Origin of the sequence: Clostridium gasigenes (assembly GCF_900104115.1) — a bacterium.
In the GTDB taxonomy this organism is placed as follows: Bacteria; Bacillota; Clostridia; order Clostridiales; family Clostridiaceae; genus Clostridium; species Clostridium gasigenes.
Window position 1 is genome coordinate 50,807 of record NZ_FNJM01000013.1, and the last position, 18,957, is coordinate 69,763.

Genomic DNA, 18,957 nt, shown 5'->3' on the forward strand with positions numbered 1-18,957 from the left:
AAAAAACCCTCCTTACTATTGTTTAATTAATTTTTTATTACCCATAACATATATCTCATCCGCATTTTTAGATAAATCCTTATCATGAGTTACCATAATTACTGTTTTTCCATATTTATATACTATATCACGAAAGAGTGCTACTATTTCTTTTGAAGTTTCCTCATCTAAATTTCCAGTGGGCTCATCTGCTATAATTATATCATTTTCACAGCTTAATGCCCTAGCTATTGCAACTCTTTGTTGTTGTCCACCACTTAATGTTAAGACATCTTGATGAGCTTGTTCTTCTGTTAACCCAACTTTTTGTAACATTTCCATAGCGAAAATCTTATTATCCTCTTTCTTAACCCCTTTTATACTCATAGCCGATGTTACATTTTGCACAGCTGTCATATAATTTATTAAGTTATATCCCTGAAAAACTATTGATACATATTTATTTCTATAATTCTCTAATCCAATTTCCTTTACAGATTTATTTTTCAATAATAGACTTCCTTCAGTAGGAGCCTCTAAACCTGAAATTAATGATAAAAATGTTGTTTTTCCTGATCCTGAAGTTCCTACTATTGCATAAAACCTTCCCTTTTTAAACTCAACATCTATTTTATCTAGTATATTTTTACCTTCTTCATATGCAAATGATAAATTTTCTATTTTTAAAACTATTTCTTCTTTGTTTTTTAATACTGCTTCCATAAAAACTCCTCCTATGTGATCTTTAGCTAAATAACTAGTCACTATTATTAACTTTGACTAATTATTTAGTTTATGATGCCTAACTATTTTTGCTTAATATTTCTTTCGGGTTAACACTCATTATCATTAAAGATGGTATTATTGTTGCAACAATAACTACTAGCATTGCAAGTAATGCCATTTGGAAAAATTCTGTTGCTGTTATTTTTACATTTAATTCTTCTATCTTTTCTACTTTAGTTTTACTAAAGCCACCACCATTACCTTGTCTTCCTATATTTTGAGGCATTTGGCCTCCCATTCCTTGGGATTGTTGTTGTGATTCAGTTTGTAATTCATTAGCTAATAATTTATCTGTCGCTACTTTACTAATACTGCTACCAGTAAATGCTGCAACACTTAATGCAATCACTAAAATTACAAGTACCTCTACTAAAAACTGTCCTATTATCCTTATTCTTTTTTCTCCTAAAGACATTAATATTCCAATTTCATTTATTCTCTCTTTTATAGATAACATAATTATTAATCCTAAAATCCCTGCTCCAAAAACAGTAACTACAACTAATGTTATTTTTGAGAAAGATGCTACATTTTCTATAGGTGACATCATTTGATCATACTCTCTTGTTCCACCATCTAATACAAATGTCTCAAAATCTATATTTGTCTTTTTTCCCTCTTCAATAAACTTATCTACGTTAACAGGATCATCTAAGAAGAATTTAATACTATCTACCTTTCCTGTGTAATCACTACCTTTAATAGTATTAACAAATGTATATGGTGCATATATTTTATTATATGGCATCATTGCTGTATTTCTAAAAGCTGTATCATCCACTGTTGAATTTGTTTTGTAAATTCCAATTATACTTGCCTCAAATTCTACACTTGTTTCTGGATTTTTTAGTTTAATAGTACCTCCAACCGCTAATTTATTATCCTCTGCAAATACTTCTTCTAACATTACAACATTTTTTTCTAAATCATTCTCAGTTATTGCACTACCACTTACTACTTCCCCACCACCATTATTAATTTCTGATGCCAAAGAGAAATCATTAATACCCATTAAGGTAATATCGCCTTTACTAACTGGCGCCTTCATCTTTCCATCTTGACCACCACCTACCTTAGCAGCAGTTGTACTCTCCGTTGTTTCTGATGCTACTGCTATAACTCCATCTCCTAAATTTGCTCCTGTACTATTTTCTAATGAATATCCTTCGATATTTTCTAAACCTTTTAATTGATCTAAATACTCTATTGGTACTGACGCTCTTGTAATTCCTTTTCCTCTAGTAGGTTCAGCCGCTGGATCTTGTTGCGCTCTCATTTTTTCCATAGTTTTTTGCATATCCTGCATTAAGGTAACCTCTGCCCCAAGCTTTTGCCTTGCTAAAACAGCCGCTGCCTTTGTTGCTGATTGTATTCCAAATCCTGATAAAATTACAAGACATACAATTAACATTATAGCAAGTAATATTATTCCCTTACTCTTTCTCTTCTTTAAGCTTAATAATCCTCTTAAAATAAAATCCATATAATTAATCCCTCCTTATTTCTTTCACCTCTGATACTATAGAAGGTCTCTTCATTTCATAAGAATTCTAACTGAAGTTTATATGTATTTTTACTATTCTAATCTGTAATAAAATTCATTTTGTACTATATTCGTAAATTGACTTGTTATTTTTTCAGTTTCCTTAGTTATAACTTCTCAAATAAGGCTAAAAAATAATCCATTAGCCAATATTATTGCTAATGGATTATTTTGTTTGTTTTTTATTAAGGATTATAATTTATAAGTATTTTTTTGCTATATCTACTACTTTATCAAATTTATCAATATTACTATTTATAAATTCAATTAATTCAGCTGTTGAAGGTTCTTTATATCTATGTGATATTCTATTTCTAAGTAGTCTCGCTTCATTTAAAAATAAATATATCTCTTCATAAATTACATTGTCCTTATTTAAAATAAATAAGGACTGCTTCATATCAATGCCTATTTTAAATTTCTTATTTTCTTTTAATAGCATAGAAATTAAATGTTCAACTGTTATAAAAAAGTCTACAAAAATTTGTTTTAATCCAAATTCAATATATAATATATTTTTTTCTTCTGGAGTTTCCTCTAAAACACTTTTACATTCTTTAAGATTTTCTAAAACCTCAGTCATATCCTCAATTATTTTAAGTAATCTTCCTTCATTTAGCATAATAAATCCCTCTTTCTACATTCAAAGTAATGCTCATTTTCTCTATAATACCATTCAGTATTATCTATAAGTTTATTTAATGATACACTGTTATCTTGACTGTATATCAACTTATTATTATTTAATATCTCTATTTTTATAAAAACATCTAATTTTTCACTATTCAAATCAACAACATCAATTGGTCTATCTAATAAATCCTCTAAATATAATTCTAAATTTAATATTGCCTTAATATTTAACTTGCTACTACTTAATATTGCAATATCTACATCAGACTCTTCATTAAATTCGTCTGTTAGGACGCTTCCAAAAACTAAAGCAGTACTTAATCCTAATTTAATAAAGTAATTTTTTAAATTATCACTATTTAGTTTTTCAAATATCACATTTTGCAAACACTCCACACCCTTCTTATTTCATATATTTAAGGCATTGTAAAATAAATAATAGACCAAAAATCAAAGATACTGGTCTATTATTTATTTTATGATGCCTAATACACTATATTACTAATTCAATTCTGCAACCTAAATATATCTCTTCTCTACATTCTCATATATGAATCACTTACTATATCTTTATTATATCCAATTAGTATCTTTTAAACAATATAAAGTGATTCTTAGCTTCAGTTGGAGTGTTAGTAATTGTAGGATATGATAAATGTTGCAAAGCTCCACTTAATCATAAAATAGGCTTGTATATTTACGACAAGCCTATAAACTTTTCTCTAATTATTATAAAATATAATATTATACAATTCTATCTAATCTGTTAGATAAATTGGAATTTGAATATTTATTAATTTTTTTTTACAATCACTCTGCAAGGCAATTCTGTCATTTTTGCATAAAGGATTTTTACATAAATAAAAATCTATGCATCATAATGCTTTAAAGTTGACATAAACAAAATATTAGTTTATCATATATCTATAGATCAAATTGATCTATAGTTCCAAGGAGGTAAAAAAGATGAATCAGATAATGAAAGATTTTTTCGGTAGTAGTTCGATTCCAAAGAATCCAGACACAGAAAGGGTAATTGAATTCTTAACACAACCAGAATCAGTTAATCAGATGATTGCTATGTCAAAAGTTGGATTACCTGCACTTACAGGTGTAGTCAAGGAACTAGAGGACCTGTTTGGAGATTGCGAAGAATTTCCTCTTAATCATGACGCTGCAGACGCAAATGCGCCCAACCGCCGCAATATTGGCTGGATGGTACGCTTCGTCATGAGGGCTTATGGCTACACACCTATTTCCAAAGGATTTCCAGACGCTAATGACAGCATCGAGCGAACAAGAATTGGAAAATTTTCAGGTTCTAAATATTTTGGAACCGCTGCAGTTTATGCAAAGACAATTTCAAATCCAGATTATACAATTGTAGTAACAAGTGTATAGAAATTAAGTATACCCAACATCTGTTCAGATGTCGGGTATCTTTTTATTATTTAGTTAAATGGATAAATAAATTTCTGATTTGTCATTATTCCATTATGCTTACAAATTACTATTTATATATTAGTTTTTTAAGAACTAATATACAATTCTATACAAGTATTTACTAAATTATAGTTTATTTATATACTAATCATAACATAAGAACCATAATATTTTATGTCTAATATTAAAACAAAAATAAGACCCTATAATTCATAATAAATGAATTATAGGGTCTTATAAAAAAAATTCTTATTTGAAATTAACTATTCCTGCAAAATCTGTAGCAAGTAAGCTAGCTCCGCCAACTAAAGCTCCATCGATATCTGACATACCCATTTGTTCGCTTATTGTGTTTGGCTTAACTGATCCACCGTATTGGATTCTTACTGCAGCTGCAATTTCTTTTGAGTACATTTCTGCAACCATTCCTCTTATAGCAGCTATAGTTTCGTTTGCTTGTTCTGAAGTAGCAGTTTTACCTGTTCCAATAGCCCAAATTGGTTCGTAAGCTATTACTAAGTTTTTAGCTTGATCATTTGTTAATCCAGCTATATCAACTTTGATTTGAGCTTCGATAACATTATTAGTTGTTCCATTTTCTCTATCTTCTAATGATTCTCCACAACAAAGAATTGGAACTAAGTTATGAGCGTAAGCCGCTTTAACTTTTTTGTTACAAGCTTCATCTGTTTCATTGAAGTATTCTCTTCTTTCACTGTGTCCTATAACAACATAAGAAACTCCCATAGCTTCAAGCATTCCTGGAGCTACTTCTCCTGTGAAAGCACCATTTTCTGCAAAGTGCATGTTTTGTGCTGCTATTTTAATGTTTGAACCAGCAGCAGCTTTTAAAGCAGCGTCTAAACAAACAAAAGTTGGACATATAACTATGTCACAAGTAGCATCCTTAACTAATGATTTTAATTCTTCTATAACAGTAACTGCTTGTGCAGGTGTGTAATTCATTTTCCAATTTCCAGCTATTATTGCTTTTCTCATTATATTCACCTCTTAATTTTATTTTTTCAATTTATTTTAATATTGATTAGGTAACCTAAAATAAATAACTTTTCAGTAATTTTTATAACTCTGATTAATTATTTATTTATGGCAACTCTTAATTAGTTATTTAAAGCTTCTATTCCAGGTAATAACTTACCTTCTAAGAATTCAAGTGATGCTCCACCACCTGTTGATATGTGAGTCATTTTGTCTCCAAATCCTAAGATATTAACAGCTGCAGCTGAGTCTCCTCCACCAATAACTGTTGTAGCATCTGCATCAGCCATAGCTTTAGCAACTGCAATTGTACCCTTATTGAAGTTATCGAATTCGAATACTCCCATAGGTCCATTCCAGATAACAGTCTTAGCATCTTTAATAGCATCTGCATATATAGCATCTGTTTTAGGTCCGATGTCTAATCCCATATGTCCTTCTGGTATGTTTTGATCTGCTGTAACTATTGCTTCAACATCTTTAAATCCTGCTGCAACTCTATGGTCTACAGGTAATAAGAATTTAACACCCTTAGCTTTAGCTTTTTCAATCATTTCCATTGCATAGTCAACTCTATCAGCTTCAACTAATGAAGTCCCGATTTCGTATCCTTGTGCTTTTAGGAATGTATAAGCCATTCCTCCACCAATTATTAATGTATCAACTTTATCTAATAAATTATTTATAACTGCTATTTTATCTGAAACCTTAGCTCCACCTAATATAGCAACAAAAGGTCTAACTGGCGCATTTACTGCTTCTCCTAAGAACTTTAATTCTTTTTGGATTAAGTATCCACAAACAGCTGTATCTAAGAATTCTGTAACTCCAACTGTAGAGCAATGAGCTCTATGAGCAGTTCCAAATGCATCATTAACAAATACGTCAGCAAGTGATGCTAATTCTTTTGAGAATGCTGGATCATTTTTAGTTTCTTCTTTTCTACATCTAGTGTTTTCTAATAATACGATATCTCCGTCGTTCATTTCTGCAACTGCTTTTTTAGCATTTGCTCCAACAACTTCTTCATCTCTAGCGAAAACTACTGTTTGACCTAAAAGTTCGCTTAATTTTGTAGCAACTGGTGCTAATGATTTTGAAGCATCTTTTCCTAAATGTGAACAAAGGATAACCTTCGCTCCATTTTTAACTAAATACTTAATAGTAGGTAATGCACCATTTAATCTATTTACGTCAGTTATAACGCCTTCTTTTAATGGCACGTTAAAATCACATCTTACTAAAACTCTTTTACTTTTTACATCGATATCTTCGATAGTTTTTTTGTTAAAGTTCATAATAATATACACCCCTTGCAATTTTTTATAAAAGCTTTACTAAATAAAGTATTGCTTAAAAGAAATTGGTCTGACCTCATAGCATTAACTACAAAACCAGACCAACAACTATGTCTTTATTTCTTACACGGCATCCCCAAAAGAAATGCCTTAAATATTAAATTATAAAAATTTACTATTTAGTTACTAAGAATTTTAAAGTTCTGATAAGTTGGTTAGTGTATGACATTTCGTTATCGTACCATGAAGCTACTTTAACTAATTGTGCATCCCCAACTTGCATAACTCTTGTTTGAGTTCCATCGAATAATGATCCGAATGAAATTCCTATTACGTCAGCAGATACTATTTCATCAGTTGTGTAACCGAATGATTCATCAGCAGCAGCTTTCATAGCAGCGTTTATTTCTTCTACAGTAACGTTCTTTCCTAAAGTACAAACTAATTCAGTTAATGAACCAGTTATAACTGGTACTCTTTGAGCGTTTCCGTCTAATTTACCCTTTAATGCTGGGATTACTAAACCAATTGCTTTAGCAGCTCCAGTTGAGTTAGGAACTATGCTTGCAGCAGCAGCTCTTCCTCTTCTTAAGTCACCCTTAGCATGTGGAGCGTCTAATGTATTTTGATCATTTGTGTATGCATGAATTGTAGTCATGAATCCTTTTTCTAATCCAAATTGATCATTTAATACCTTAGCCATTGGAGCTAAACAGTTTGTAGTACATGAAGCACCTGAAACAACTGTTTCTGTTCCATCTAATATATCTTGGTTTACGTTAAACACTATTGTCTTAACGTCTCCTGTTGCAGGAGCAGATATAAGAACTTTCTTAGCTCCAGCTGTTATATGAGCTTCAGCCTTTTCCTTATCAGCGAAGAAACCAGTACATTCAAGTACTACGTCTACTTTTAATTCACCCCAAGGTAAGTTAGCTGGATTTCTTTCAGCTACAACTTTAATTTCTTTACCATTAACTACAAATCCACCATCTTTAAGTTCAATGTTTCCATTAAATCTTCCTTGAGCTGAATCATATTTAAATAAATGTGTTAATGTTTTAGCATCTGTTAAATCATTGATTGCTACCACGTTAAATTCAGGGTTGTCAATCATTAATCTTAATGCTAATCTTCCTATTCTTCCAAAACCATTAATCGCTACGTTTACCATTGCAATTACCTCCTATAAAATAGATCTATTTAAAATTAAATTTTAAAGCTTATTTAGTTTGTTCTTTAATAAATTCTAATATTTTTCTTCCTGCAGATTCATCTGTTACAAGCACAGCATTTTTATTATTCATCATAGTAGACAAAATGGATTCAACTTTGTGTTCTCCAGCTGCTACTGCAATATGCGTACTTATATTTTTAGCTTGATTAATGTTTATTCCAATTGAAGTATTTTCCGATACAACTTTAGACTCTTTATTAAAATAACATCCAAAAGCTTCGCCTATGGCTCCTAAGGATCTTAATCTCTCTGTTTCAACTAAAGATGTTCCTCTTTTTTCTGCCATTTCAATAGCATTACCTATTCCATAAATAAGAATATCTGCTTTATGGATAGTATCTATTACTTCTTTTATTTCTTTTTCCTTAAGCAGTGTGTCTAAGACCTCTAAACTTAAGTTTTCTGGAATATGAAGCATTTTATAGCTTGCATTAATTTTTTTAGCAAAAGATGCTGCTAAAGTATTAGCTTGACTCTCAACCTTTCTTCCCATTCCGCCTCTGGCTGGAACAACAAGAATATCTGACACATTATTTATTTTAGGAAATGCTTCAACAAATTCTTTAATAGTATTACCACCAGTTAATGCAATTATGTCATTATTTTTTATAATTGTTTTTACATAATTGGCAGTAGCTTTTCCAAGCTCTTTTAATATTGTTGGATTTGCATTAGTATCTCCTGGAACAATTATTACATCTTTTAACCCAAGGAATGATCTTATACTCTCTTCGATATCAGATAATCCTTTAAGTTCGTGGATAAAATCTTTTAGCCTATCAACAACTTCTTGTCCCTCTTCAGTAACAGTCATTCCTGGGGTATTTATCTCAATTAAGTTTTGAGATTTTAAAAAACTAATTTCAGTTCTTACAATTCTTTCCCCAAGATTTAGTCGATTTGCTAAAACTCTTCTACCAATTGGTTGATTATAACTTATAGTTCTTAGAACGTTATATCTTTTTTCCAGGACTTCTACAAGCTCAGGAACTATTTTTTTCTGTAATGATAATATTTCCTGCACTTTTAGCCCTCCCTTGGTCGAAAAGCGTCCCACGCTTTTTTCAAGCGTCCCACAGTTACTATTATAAAACACATCTTAGAAATATGAAAGGGTTTCTTGAAAATTTTTATATAGTTTTCGCCTTTTTATTACCAAAAACTCTCCTAAGATGTGTATTCTAGCCGTATTTTATCTATTTTTTTTATTTAATTGTTAAATAAAAAACACTCTTTATTGTAAAACTTAGGCATTTTATATTCTTTTTCTTTTACTTGAAGATCTTATCCCTAGCTCTTCTCTATATTTTGCTACGGTTCTTCTTGAGATATTTAGTCCTTTTTTATTTAGTTCATTACATATAACTTGATCTGACAAAGGCTTAATTCTATTTTCTTCATCTACAAGTGTTTTTATCTTTTTCTTAATATTCACTACTGCTACATCTTCTCCACCATTTTCATTTGAAGTTAAACCTGTAGTAAATATATCTTTTATTTTAATCGTTCCCATACTTGTCAGCACGTATTTATCTCTTACAGCTCTACTTATGGTCGATTCATGAACTTCTAATTCTTCTGCCATTTCTTTTAAACTCATAGGCTTTAAATATTTTTGACCTTTATCAAAGTACTCTATTTGCTTTTTAATTACTTTCTCTAAAATTCTAAGAAGCGTACCTTTTCTTTGTTCTATACTTTTTATTAGAAACATAGCACTATTTAATTTATTTTTAACATATTCCTCTGCTTGCTTGTCCCCTTTATTATTAATTATTTGTTTATATAAGCTATTAATTGATAACCTAGGTAATGCTCCTTCATTCATAATTACAAAATATTCTCCATCTATTTTCCTTATAGATGCATCTGGGATTATAAATTTCACTTCCTCACCTGTATAAAACCCCCTTGAAGGTTTTGGCTCTAATGTTTTTATTAAATCTCCACAACTTTGTGCTTCTTTTGGAGTTATTTTTAAAGCTTTTGAAATATTTATATATTTATTATCTGCAATTGAATCTAAATAATTATCTATTATATCTTCTAAATTTTCGTCTAAAATACCTCTTTTAATAAGTTGAATTTTCAAACATTCCTTCAAATCTTTCGCGCCTATTCCATCTGGTTCCAAATCTTGAAGTACATCTAAAGCTTCTTTCCCTAGTTTTTCTGATATTTCAAGTTCTCTACATATATCCTTTAAAGGAAAACTTAAATAACCTCTAGAGTCTAGATTTTCAATCATGTATCCAACTATTGTTTTAATAAACTCATCTTCATTACATTCCAATACTTGTTCATGAAGATATTCGGTTAATGATTGTTTCTTTGTTATAAAATTAAATGGTGATACATCATTATCACTATCATAACTTCCATAGTTTTGCGAACCATAATTATCAAATTCTAAATATTTTATCATTTCTTTATAATCAATTTTATCCTGGTAATTACCTTCTTCTTGAACTGTATCAAAATTTCCTTCTAGCATAGGATTTTCTGTAAATTCATTGTCTATATATTCCCTTAAATCGCAAGATGACATTTGAAGTAACTTTATAGATAGTTGCATTTGTTGCGTCATCACAAGCCTTTGTTCTTGGGAAAGATTTAAATTAAAATCTAGTTTCATAAATTAACACCTTCATTCAATAAAATTATTTAGTTTTTTAATATTCTAAATATATATCTAAGGCACTTTCAAAAAAATAATAAACCAATTTTATAGTCTATTATTTTTTCCAAGTCTCTAATATTAATATACACTCTATTTATTGAATATTCAAACTCTAAGCGTTTTCTTTTTATTTTTTATTTAGAATAATTTAAGAAATTTCTATTCAATGTTTACTAAAAAATTTCAAAAAAAAGAAAGCCCAAAGGACTTTCTCTATTTTTAGTTAGGCATTTTTTAAAAACAATAGTCCAATACTAAAATAGACTATTCTACTTTGCCATTATTATTTGTAGCTTCTTTAGATATAAATAATAATCCACAAACTTTAGGACCTGAATGTATTCCAACTGCACATCCTACTGTAGTAGTTATATATTCTATATCATTTCCTTCTAAATACTCTTTTAGAGCACTATATAAGTCATCATTATCATACACCAAAAGAGCAACCGGACTACTTGTATCTGGATTCCCATCCTCATAATCAGAAATAATTTTTTTAATCACTTTTTTATTTCCTCTTATTTTATCCTTAACTGCCATTGTACCATCTTTTATTTCTAGAATTAATCTTAATCCTAAAGCAGTTCCTATAGCCCCTGCTGTTTTAGATATTCTTCCACCTTTCACAAGGTTATCTAGAGATTCAAATGCAATAGAACTTTTAATTTTATTTTTAGTTTCATTTAATTCCTTTTCTATTTCAACTATTGATCGCCCTGCATCTCTTAATCTACATGCTTCCAAAGTCAATAATCCAAGTCCTGAAGTTATAGTATTTGAATCTATAACAACTATGTCATCTGACTCTAACATATTTTTAGCTAAACAAGCTGATTCATAAGTACCACTCATATTAGCTGACATTATTAAAGCTACTATTTTATAACCTTGATCTAAATATTTTTTAAAACATTCTTCAAATCTTAGGGGAATTATCTGCGCTGTAGTTGGTAAAATTTTCTTTTGCTCTATTTTCTTTTGCATTTCAGAAACAGTTATTTCAATTGTATCTAAATAACTTTCTTCTTCAAAATTTATTAGTACCGGTAAAACTTCTATGTCATTTTCTTCTATAAGATATTTTGGTATATCTAAACAACTATCAGTAATTATCTTTATTTTTTGCATTCTTTCACCCCCCACCACTTTTTATTTCATATTTGGGAAACCTATTTGTCTTAAGGCTTCATATACAACTATCGCTGCTGTATTTGAAATATTTAAGCTTCTTGTACTAGTTTCTATCATCGGAATTCTTATTCCATTATGTTCATTATGGACAGCCTCTGGCACTCCTGAGGATTCTCTTCCAAACATTATAAAATCACCTTTTTTAAAAGTTGCCTCATTATAGTAGACTCCGCCATGTGTAGTTGCTAAAAAGATTCTTTCATTTCCGTATTTAGACATGAAATCTTCATAGCTTTCATGTACTTCAAGTTTTAACTCTTTCCAATAATCAAGTCCAGCTCTTTTCACTTGTTTATCATCTATTTTGAATCCTAGCGGCTTAATTAAATGCAAGGTTGAATTAGTAAGCACGCAAGTTCTTGCTATATTTCCTGTATTTTGTGGAATTTCCGGTTGATACATAACTATATTAAAATTCATTTTTTCATCCTCCAACTCTTCAAGTTATTCTTATCTTTAGATAAAGTTTATGGATCTTCAAAAAATATCTAACTCCATCTGAAATTTAGAAGAACTTATCCTATTGATAAGCATAATAAGAGTAATATGCACTTTCATCTTACTCTTAGTTTAATTTCACCTACCCATAATCATACTATATCATTATATAATAGTCAAAGACATTAGCTGTTAGTATTTAGTCAACTCTCTTCATCAATTATAAATTTCTGTATAGCTAAAGCTACGCCTTCCTCTTTATTAGTTTCAGTAACAAAATCTGCTACTGCCTTTACTTCCTCTATTGCGTTTCCCATAGCAACCCCAAGCCCTGCATATTTTATCATTGAAATATCATTTTCATTATCTCCTATGCACATAATTTCATCAGAGCTTATTCCATAATATTCTCCAAGTACTTTTACTGCATTTCCTTTTGATACTTCTTTATAATTTATTTCTATACTCCTTTTGCCTGAACCATAGATAGTAATATTCTTCACTTTTTTTAGTGCCTTTTTAACACTCTCTATCTTTCTAGCTTTAGGAGATATTGCTATACACTTTGTCATCTTACCTTCATTATTTTTAAAAATATCTTCCCACTTTTCTATTTTATCTACCATAATATATTTTATTTTCAACATTTCATAACCTATTTGTTTAGTCATAAATAGTTCTGTTGCCATTTTACTTATTAGGTTACTACAATATATTGTATCTGTTGTATAAAATTGAAATGATATTTTATTTTTATCTAGAACCTTAATAATCTCTAAACAATCTACGGTTGGAATATATTCTTCATATATTATATTATTATTATTTTCTCTAACTATAGCTCCATTTGCAGCAATTACCGGAGACTTAACTCCAAGTATATGTGAAAAATATGCTGCATTATTATAAATACGTCCAGTTGTTACTACTATTTCAACACCTTTTTCATGGGCTTTTTTAATAATTCCCTTACTTTTTTCTGATATATTGCGTCCTTTTCCAAGCAAGGTACCATCCATGTCAATGCAAACCATCTTATACTTCATAAAAAAACTCCTCTTCTGCTAGGCATCTAAAGATATTATTAATATTAGTTGTTTTTCACTTATGCCACACTTGAATAAATCTTTTTCTCCACCTTAATTTATATTATTATAATATCACTTTTCCTTATTAAATACACTCTACTTCACTATTATACTATCCATTTGTATTTATTTTATAATTCCTTTGTTATTTCAATATATTTTTCCCATTAGTTTCTACATATAATTTCATTAAATAATTATGTTGAACAATATACATTATTTTTTTTCATACACATAATTAAAAGCTTAGAAATTAAAAATTCCTAAGCTTTCTTAACTATATTTTATTGTGCTACTTTTGGTGCTGGCACCGGTGTTGGTACTGGTGTCGGAACTGGTGTAGGTGTTGCTACATTTGCTGGTGGAGGCGTATTTACTGGTTTCTTAGTTCCTCTTTTAACTACACTCTTTGTAGTACCATATACATCTGTGGCAACAATTTCTCTATTAACTTCAGTTCCATTTTCATAAGTTACTTGATACGAACTAGCTTTATACCCAGTCATACCATATGATTGAATCACTTCTTTTCCTATTTCTAATGTAGGATCATCAACATACTCATTTCCGGGTTTATAAGTTTCCAAAACTTCGTTAACTAATTCATATGTTTTTTCACCAAATTTTGATTTATTTCCATAAATACTAAATCCTACAGTTCCCCCGCCTACAGCTCCTTCAATATAAATTGGAAAATCATAAGTATTCTTAAACTTATAATCAACAAACCCATAAGCTACTGTCGCATCTAACCCTGCCTCTGAGTATCCAACCATTAGTGAATGATTTCTTCGTTCAGTTGATCGTATGTTAGCTTTCATTACAGCCCTATATAAAGTTGTTGAAACTTGACATATACCACCGCCATAATCTGGAACTATTTTATTTCCTACATAAGTATTAGCTTTTTCATAACCTTTATCTGGCGTAGTATCTCCAATTAAGTCATTATAACTAAACTCATCCCCGGGCATTAAAACAATACCACTTACAGTTTGAGCTGCAATTTCCATATTTCTTACTCTTCCATCTCCAGTCATTCTATAACTATTACTATATGAACTAAGCTTACTATCTATTTGACTTAAATCATCTTTAGTTAGTCTTGCTTTACATTCTTTTAATTCAAAAGTTAATTCAACTTTATTAGATAGATTTTTATTTATATTTTCAACAAGTTTATTATGAAGATCCTCTCCATCGATTTTATTTCCAACTACTTCTGGTATAATTACTATATTTCCACTATTTGTTGATATTTTAGCATCCTTTGGTTCCACATCTACAGTAGATTTTACAGTATCCTCAAATTCTTTTAATTTACCTTCATCATAGGAAATTTCCCCTTCTATATTATGATCCTTACCTTTTTTTATCTTAGTATTTTTTGAAAAGTTGCTACCATCTTTACCATATTTAACGGCATCTGTAGCAATAGCTTCTACATCATAACTTAGATTTAAATCAGAATATTTCAAATCAAACTTTTGTTCTCCAGCAGTTACGGCTAAAGTCTTGTCCATAATATTTACTGATAATTTTTCATTTAAAGATTTTATAGCCTCTTCTTTAGTTAACCCACCAATTTCCACGCCATAAACATTAACTCCAGGGTAAACTTTGTTTTCCCATGCCTTAACGTTCTTATTTAAACCTATTCCATAGGCTAAACTTGATGCAATAATTGCAACTAAAACAACTGAACCAATCATTATTGGCTTTTTATTTTTTTCAAATAATTCATTATAATTGCTTTTTTGTAGACTTTTATTTTTTTTCAATTATTACACACCTCCCATAGATATATTTATATATCTTAATTTAAGCATCTTCAAAAAATAACAAGCTACTATGCTAGTCCTTTTTCAAGTGCCTTATTTTATACAGTACTAATTTTTTTTAAAATACTACTGTTTCTTATTATATATTATATCGAAATTTATTTTAATACATTTAGTTAAAATTAAATAATAAAATATATTTTTTTATTTTAACAAAATATTTAAAAACAAAAAAATCCAGCCTTAGCCAGATTTTTTTGTTTTTTATTCCATATTAAGCTTTTAATACTTCTTATACAACTACCTTACTTCTAATTTGTGATACTTCTCCATCATTATCAAAAGCTTCAATACTTATAGTAATTAAACCTTTGGCTGTAACTGGTAAATCACTCTCGTTAATTTCAAACTTTGTATCATTCTTATTTAATGTAGTTATCCAATAACCATTTACAAATAAGTTATAACCCAAAAGATCTGTATCCGTATTCGGGTTCCAATTTACCAATATTTTTTTACCTTCTCTAACAGCTTTCAATCCAGTTATACTTCTTGGTTGTGTTAAAAGATCTATGCTATCTGGCCCCCAATTAGCATCTACGGGATTAGAAACTCCTTCTACAATAGCACTTTCACTAAATTGCCAAATTCTCCATCTCTTCCATCCACCTGCATCTGGTGGATAAGGAGGATTTATAGGTACATTTGTGTACATTGCTATCCATAGTGGCATATTCTTTAAAGGTTGCCCAATACCTGGTACGTTAAAATCATCGTAAAGGTCAATAAAGAATAACCCCGTATATAGCATTAATCTTCTTCTAGTTTTCTTCTCAAATCTCTTTCTAAATCTATCTACCCAGGTTACTAATGCTTTTGTACTTATCTTTTCCTCTATTGGTGCTTCTATATCTAATACAGGAAAAAGATCTCCATAGTTTTTTTCTCCAAACCCTTGTTGTAATAAGTTTATAAAATCATCACATTGAGCATCTGCAGCTGTCAAATCATAAGAAGGTACTCCATAATGATATGCACCAACTGGTATTTTATATTGCCTTGCTTTAGGAGCATATTCTAGAAATTTTTTATCTACTCTAAATCTTCCACCAGCTGAACCTGATCCTGAGGATCTTAGATATAGAAAATCTAATGTTTTAGATAAAACCTCAAAATCCACCCCTTGAGTAAATTCATTTATGTCTATTCCAAAAAGACTCTTATCATTTTTATTTTGCATTGTTCCTCCACTAAAAAAATACTTCTCCTTAATATGTTATTATAAAATCTAATAATTGTTACTGTTTTAAACTTATTTTAATAGCCCTAAATGATTTTGAAAAAACAATAAATAATTTCTCTTATACTGCTCTTAATTTAATAAAGAAACTTATATCATTACCTATACATTCTGCCCATATTTTGCCCTCATGTAGTTCTATTATATTTTTAGATATCGCAAGTCCAAGGCCGCTACCTTTAACATTTGAATTCCTTGCTTCATCTGCTCTATAAAACCTATCAAATAATTTATCCATCTTTTCTTTTGTAATTGTTTCTCCACTATTCTTAATTATAATATTCGCATATCCATTATTTTGATAAGAAGAAATAACAACTTCACCAGGTTTAAATGAATATTTTATTGCGTTAGAAAATAAATTTTCAAAGACCCTAACTATTTTTCCTGTATCTATATTTACTTCTGTTTTATCATCTGCAAATTTCTTTACGACTTTTAATGAATTTTCATCAAAAAGAGGCATATATTCTTCTATTATTTGAGCTAAAAAATCTACTAAATTAACTTTTTCTCTATCTATTACTATTCCATTATTATTAAGCTTTGTATATTCAAACAAATCTTCTATAAGTTCTTTTAATTGATTTGATTTGCTAAAAGCAATATCTAGATATTCCTTCATCATAGTTTCATTTTCATATTTCCCATCCTTAATCAGCCCAATATATCCCATTACCGATGTTAAAGGAGTTCTTAAATCATGCGAAACATTTGTTATAAGCTCACCCTTTGTTTTTTCAGCTGCTCTTTCGCCTTGAATTCTTCTTTCAATTTCTTCTGTCATAGTGTTAATATTAACTGCAAGACTTGTAATTTCATCTTTACCTTTTTCTTCTACCCTATAAGCTAAATCCCCACAAGATACTATATTAACCCCTTTAACAATATCATCTAAGTATTTTATTTTTCTATTTGTTATAACTATAAAGGCAGATATAAATACTAAAACTGATAATATTAATGCAAAGAACGATTTTTCCCCTTTATAGGTTTCTATATTTATTCTTGGTGTTGGAATTTCTGAATATATTAAATAGTTTCTAGTTTCTCCTATTTTAATTGGATATAATAGTGTTCTTTCTTCTCCATCCGAAGCAATATTATTACTTTTATCTAAAATTGCATAAATATCAAGTTTTTCTTCTCCGGCTCCATTACTTTTATATATAACCTTTCCATCTAAATCAGTTAAATACACTTTGATCTTACTATCCTTATACATTAGTAATGTATTTTCAATACTTTCTCTATATACTCCTACTCCTCCATTTTCATCTATAGAATTACTTTCATCATTACCATAATACCCTGATTTTTCTTTTTCATATGATATTTCATTTACTAGGTGCAATGCGTTATCTTTTATTGTTTCATAATCATATTCTATACTACTACTTGTATAATCTCTCGATAAAATATTGTTAGATATTCCATAAAATACAGCTGAAATTGAAAAACATACTGCAAAAACCACCATTAACTCAAAACGAATACTGTTCTCTATTCTCTTCATTAACCAATAAATAAATTCGTTTATTTTATTTCCAATTCTAGATTTCAAAAATTTATCCAAAAATCTTCTTGCAAATAATTTAACTCTATTTACAAGTTCTCTATTTTGTGCATTTTCTATTTGTCTTTCTCTGTTTAAATTTATTTTTTCTTCTTTCATCTGCTTTTCAAATATATTTTTTTGCTCTTTTATTTCCATCTTCTGCGTTTTATAATTGTTGTTATTTTTCAATTTTATAGCCTACCCCCCATACTGTTTTTATAAACTTAGGCTTTCTTGGGTCATCCTCTATTTTTTCTCTTACTTTTCTTATATGTACCATAACAGTATTATCAGATTTCATAAATTCTTGTTTCCACACACTATTATAAATATTTTCTATGCTAAATACCTTGCCTCTATTTTGAGCAAGTACTACTAAAATATCAAACTCTGTTGGCGTAAGTTTTATCAAAACTTCATCTTTCCAAACTTCATGAGTCTCTAAGTTTATACCCAAATCATCTATTTCTATTATATTTTTTGCTTCTTTTGATCCATTATCTATTATTTTATTTTTAGCATTAAACCTTTTATATCTTCTAAGCTGCGATTTAATTCTAGCTATTAACTCAAGCGGGTTAAAAGGCTTAGTTAAATAATCATCTGCTCCTGTATTAAGCCCAAGTATTTTATCTAAATCCTCACTTTTAGCTGATAGCATAATTATCGGCATTTCTCTTTCCTCTCTTATCTTTAAACAAGCCTCTATTCCATTTAACTTAGGCATCATTATATCTAATATAATTAAATCAACTTCTTCAGTTTTTAATATATCTAATGCCTCTTCTCCATTTCCAGCCTTTATAGTCTTATATCCTTCACTTTTTAAATATATTTCAATTAGATCTCTAATTTCTTTTTCATCATCTACTATTAAAATTCTTTCTTTATCCATAACTAATCGCTCCCCTTAAATTATAATATAATTTTATCATATTATATTTATTAAACAAAATATCTAATATGTTATCTATTAATTAACCTAACTTTATTCTTAATT

At 29.3% G+C, this 18,957-nt stretch carries 17 protein-coding genes; 1 reads left to right on the top strand and 16 read right to left on the bottom strand.

Translation table 11 applies throughout. From position 1 onward, the window contains the following. Positions 1-15: 15 nt before the first annotated feature. The 4 genes from BLS77_RS15655 to mntA form a co-directional block, all read right to left on the bottom strand. The gene (locus tag BLS77_RS15655; RefSeq protein WP_089971949.1) at positions 16-702 is read right to left on the bottom strand and encodes an ABC transporter ATP-binding protein; all 687 of its coding nucleotides are present in this window, start codon (positions 700-702) and stop codon (positions 16-18) included. A 79-nt stretch (positions 703-781) separates the two neighbouring features. Then, the gene (locus tag BLS77_RS15660) at positions 782-2,248 is read right to left on the bottom strand and encodes an ABC transporter permease (RefSeq protein WP_089971950.1); all 1,467 of its coding nucleotides are present in this window, start codon (positions 2,246-2,248) and stop codon (positions 782-784) included. Positions 2,249-2,507: 259 nt separating this feature from the next. Beyond that, positions 2,508-2,930, bottom strand: a complete 423-nt coding sequence (locus BLS77_RS15665; RefSeq protein WP_089971953.1) for a HepT-like ribonuclease domain-containing protein — start codon at positions 2,928-2,930, stop codon at positions 2,508-2,510. Then, a complete protein-coding gene (gene mntA / locus BLS77_RS15670) occupies positions 2,924-3,319 on the bottom strand; it encodes a type VII toxin-antitoxin system MntA family adenylyltransferase antitoxin (protein WP_207648699.1) in 396 nt (131 codons plus the stop codon). The genes BLS77_RS15665 and mntA overlap by 7 nt, the downstream gene beginning before the upstream one ends. Before the next feature lie 588 nt (positions 3,320-3,907). Here mntA and BLS77_RS15675 point away from each other — a divergent pair. Next, positions 3,908-4,342 (top strand): hypothetical protein, encoded by a 435-nt coding sequence (locus BLS77_RS15675; protein WP_089971957.1) that lies wholly within the window; start codon positions 3,908-3,910, stop codon positions 4,340-4,342. 291 nt (positions 4,343-4,633) lie between these two features. Here BLS77_RS15675 and tpiA read toward each other — a convergent pair whose 3' ends face one another. The 12 genes from tpiA to BLS77_RS15735 all read right to left on the bottom strand — a co-directional run bounded on the left by tpiA (position 4,634) and on the right by BLS77_RS15735 (position 18,852). Continuing rightward, a complete protein-coding gene (tpiA, locus tag BLS77_RS15680) occupies positions 4,634-5,383 on the bottom strand; it encodes a triose-phosphate isomerase (protein WP_089971960.1) in 750 nt (249 codons plus the stop codon). A 122-nt stretch (positions 5,384-5,505) separates the two neighbouring features. Beyond that, the gene (locus tag BLS77_RS15685; protein ID WP_089971962.1) at positions 5,506-6,681 is read right to left on the bottom strand and encodes a phosphoglycerate kinase; all 1,176 of its coding nucleotides are present in this window, start codon (positions 6,679-6,681) and stop codon (positions 5,506-5,508) included. Positions 6,682-6,856: 175 nt separating this feature from the next. Further along, entirely contained in the window at positions 6,857-7,855 is a 999-nt protein-coding gene (gap, locus tag BLS77_RS15690; protein ID WP_089971964.1) for a type I glyceraldehyde-3-phosphate dehydrogenase, read from the bottom strand. Positions 7,856-7,904: 49 nt separating this feature from the next. Next, a complete protein-coding gene (locus BLS77_RS15695) occupies positions 7,905-8,942 on the bottom strand; it encodes a sugar-binding transcriptional regulator (protein ID WP_089971967.1) in 1,038 nt (345 codons plus the stop codon). 231 nt (positions 8,943-9,173) lie between these two features. After that, the gene (gene rpoN / locus BLS77_RS15700; RefSeq protein WP_089971969.1) at positions 9,174-10,553 is read right to left on the bottom strand and encodes an RNA polymerase factor sigma-54; all 1,380 of its coding nucleotides are present in this window, start codon (positions 10,551-10,553) and stop codon (positions 9,174-9,176) included. Between the two features lie 309 nt (positions 10,554-10,862). After that, on the bottom strand, positions 10,863-11,729 hold the full coding sequence (locus BLS77_RS15705) for a DegV family protein (RefSeq protein ID WP_089971971.1): 867 nt from the start codon (positions 11,727-11,729) through the stop codon (positions 10,863-10,865). A gap of 21 nt (positions 11,730-11,750) precedes the next feature. Continuing rightward, positions 11,751-12,212 carry a tRNA (cytidine(34)-2'-O)-methyltransferase gene (locus tag BLS77_RS15710; protein WP_089971973.1) on the bottom strand — a complete coding sequence of 154 codons (462 nt, stop codon included), beginning with the start codon at positions 12,210-12,212 and terminating at the stop codon, positions 11,751-11,753. Between the two features lie 221 nt (positions 12,213-12,433). Next, positions 12,434-13,276 carry a Cof-type HAD-IIB family hydrolase gene (locus tag BLS77_RS15715; protein ID WP_089971975.1) on the bottom strand — a complete coding sequence of 281 codons (843 nt, stop codon included), beginning with the start codon at positions 13,274-13,276 and terminating at the stop codon, positions 12,434-12,436. Positions 13,277-13,602: 326 nt separating this feature from the next. Further along, positions 13,603-15,099 (bottom strand): VanW family protein, encoded by a 1,497-nt coding sequence (locus tag BLS77_RS15720; protein ID WP_242874000.1) that lies wholly within the window; start codon positions 15,097-15,099, stop codon positions 13,603-13,605. Between the two features lie 292 nt (positions 15,100-15,391). After that, positions 15,392-16,339, bottom strand: a complete 948-nt coding sequence (locus BLS77_RS15725; RefSeq protein WP_089971978.1) for a glycoside hydrolase family 25 protein — start codon at positions 16,337-16,339, stop codon at positions 15,392-15,394. Between the two features lie 121 nt (positions 16,340-16,460). After that, positions 16,461-18,146 carry a sensor histidine kinase gene (locus tag BLS77_RS15730; RefSeq protein ID WP_242874001.1) on the bottom strand — a complete coding sequence of 562 codons (1,686 nt, stop codon included), beginning with the start codon at positions 18,144-18,146 and terminating at the stop codon, positions 16,461-16,463. Then, entirely contained in the window at positions 18,136-18,852 is a 717-nt protein-coding gene (locus BLS77_RS15735; protein WP_089971979.1) for a response regulator transcription factor, read from the bottom strand. The genes BLS77_RS15730 and BLS77_RS15735 overlap by 11 nt, the downstream gene beginning before the upstream one ends. Positions 18,853-18,957 lie beyond the last annotated feature (105 nt).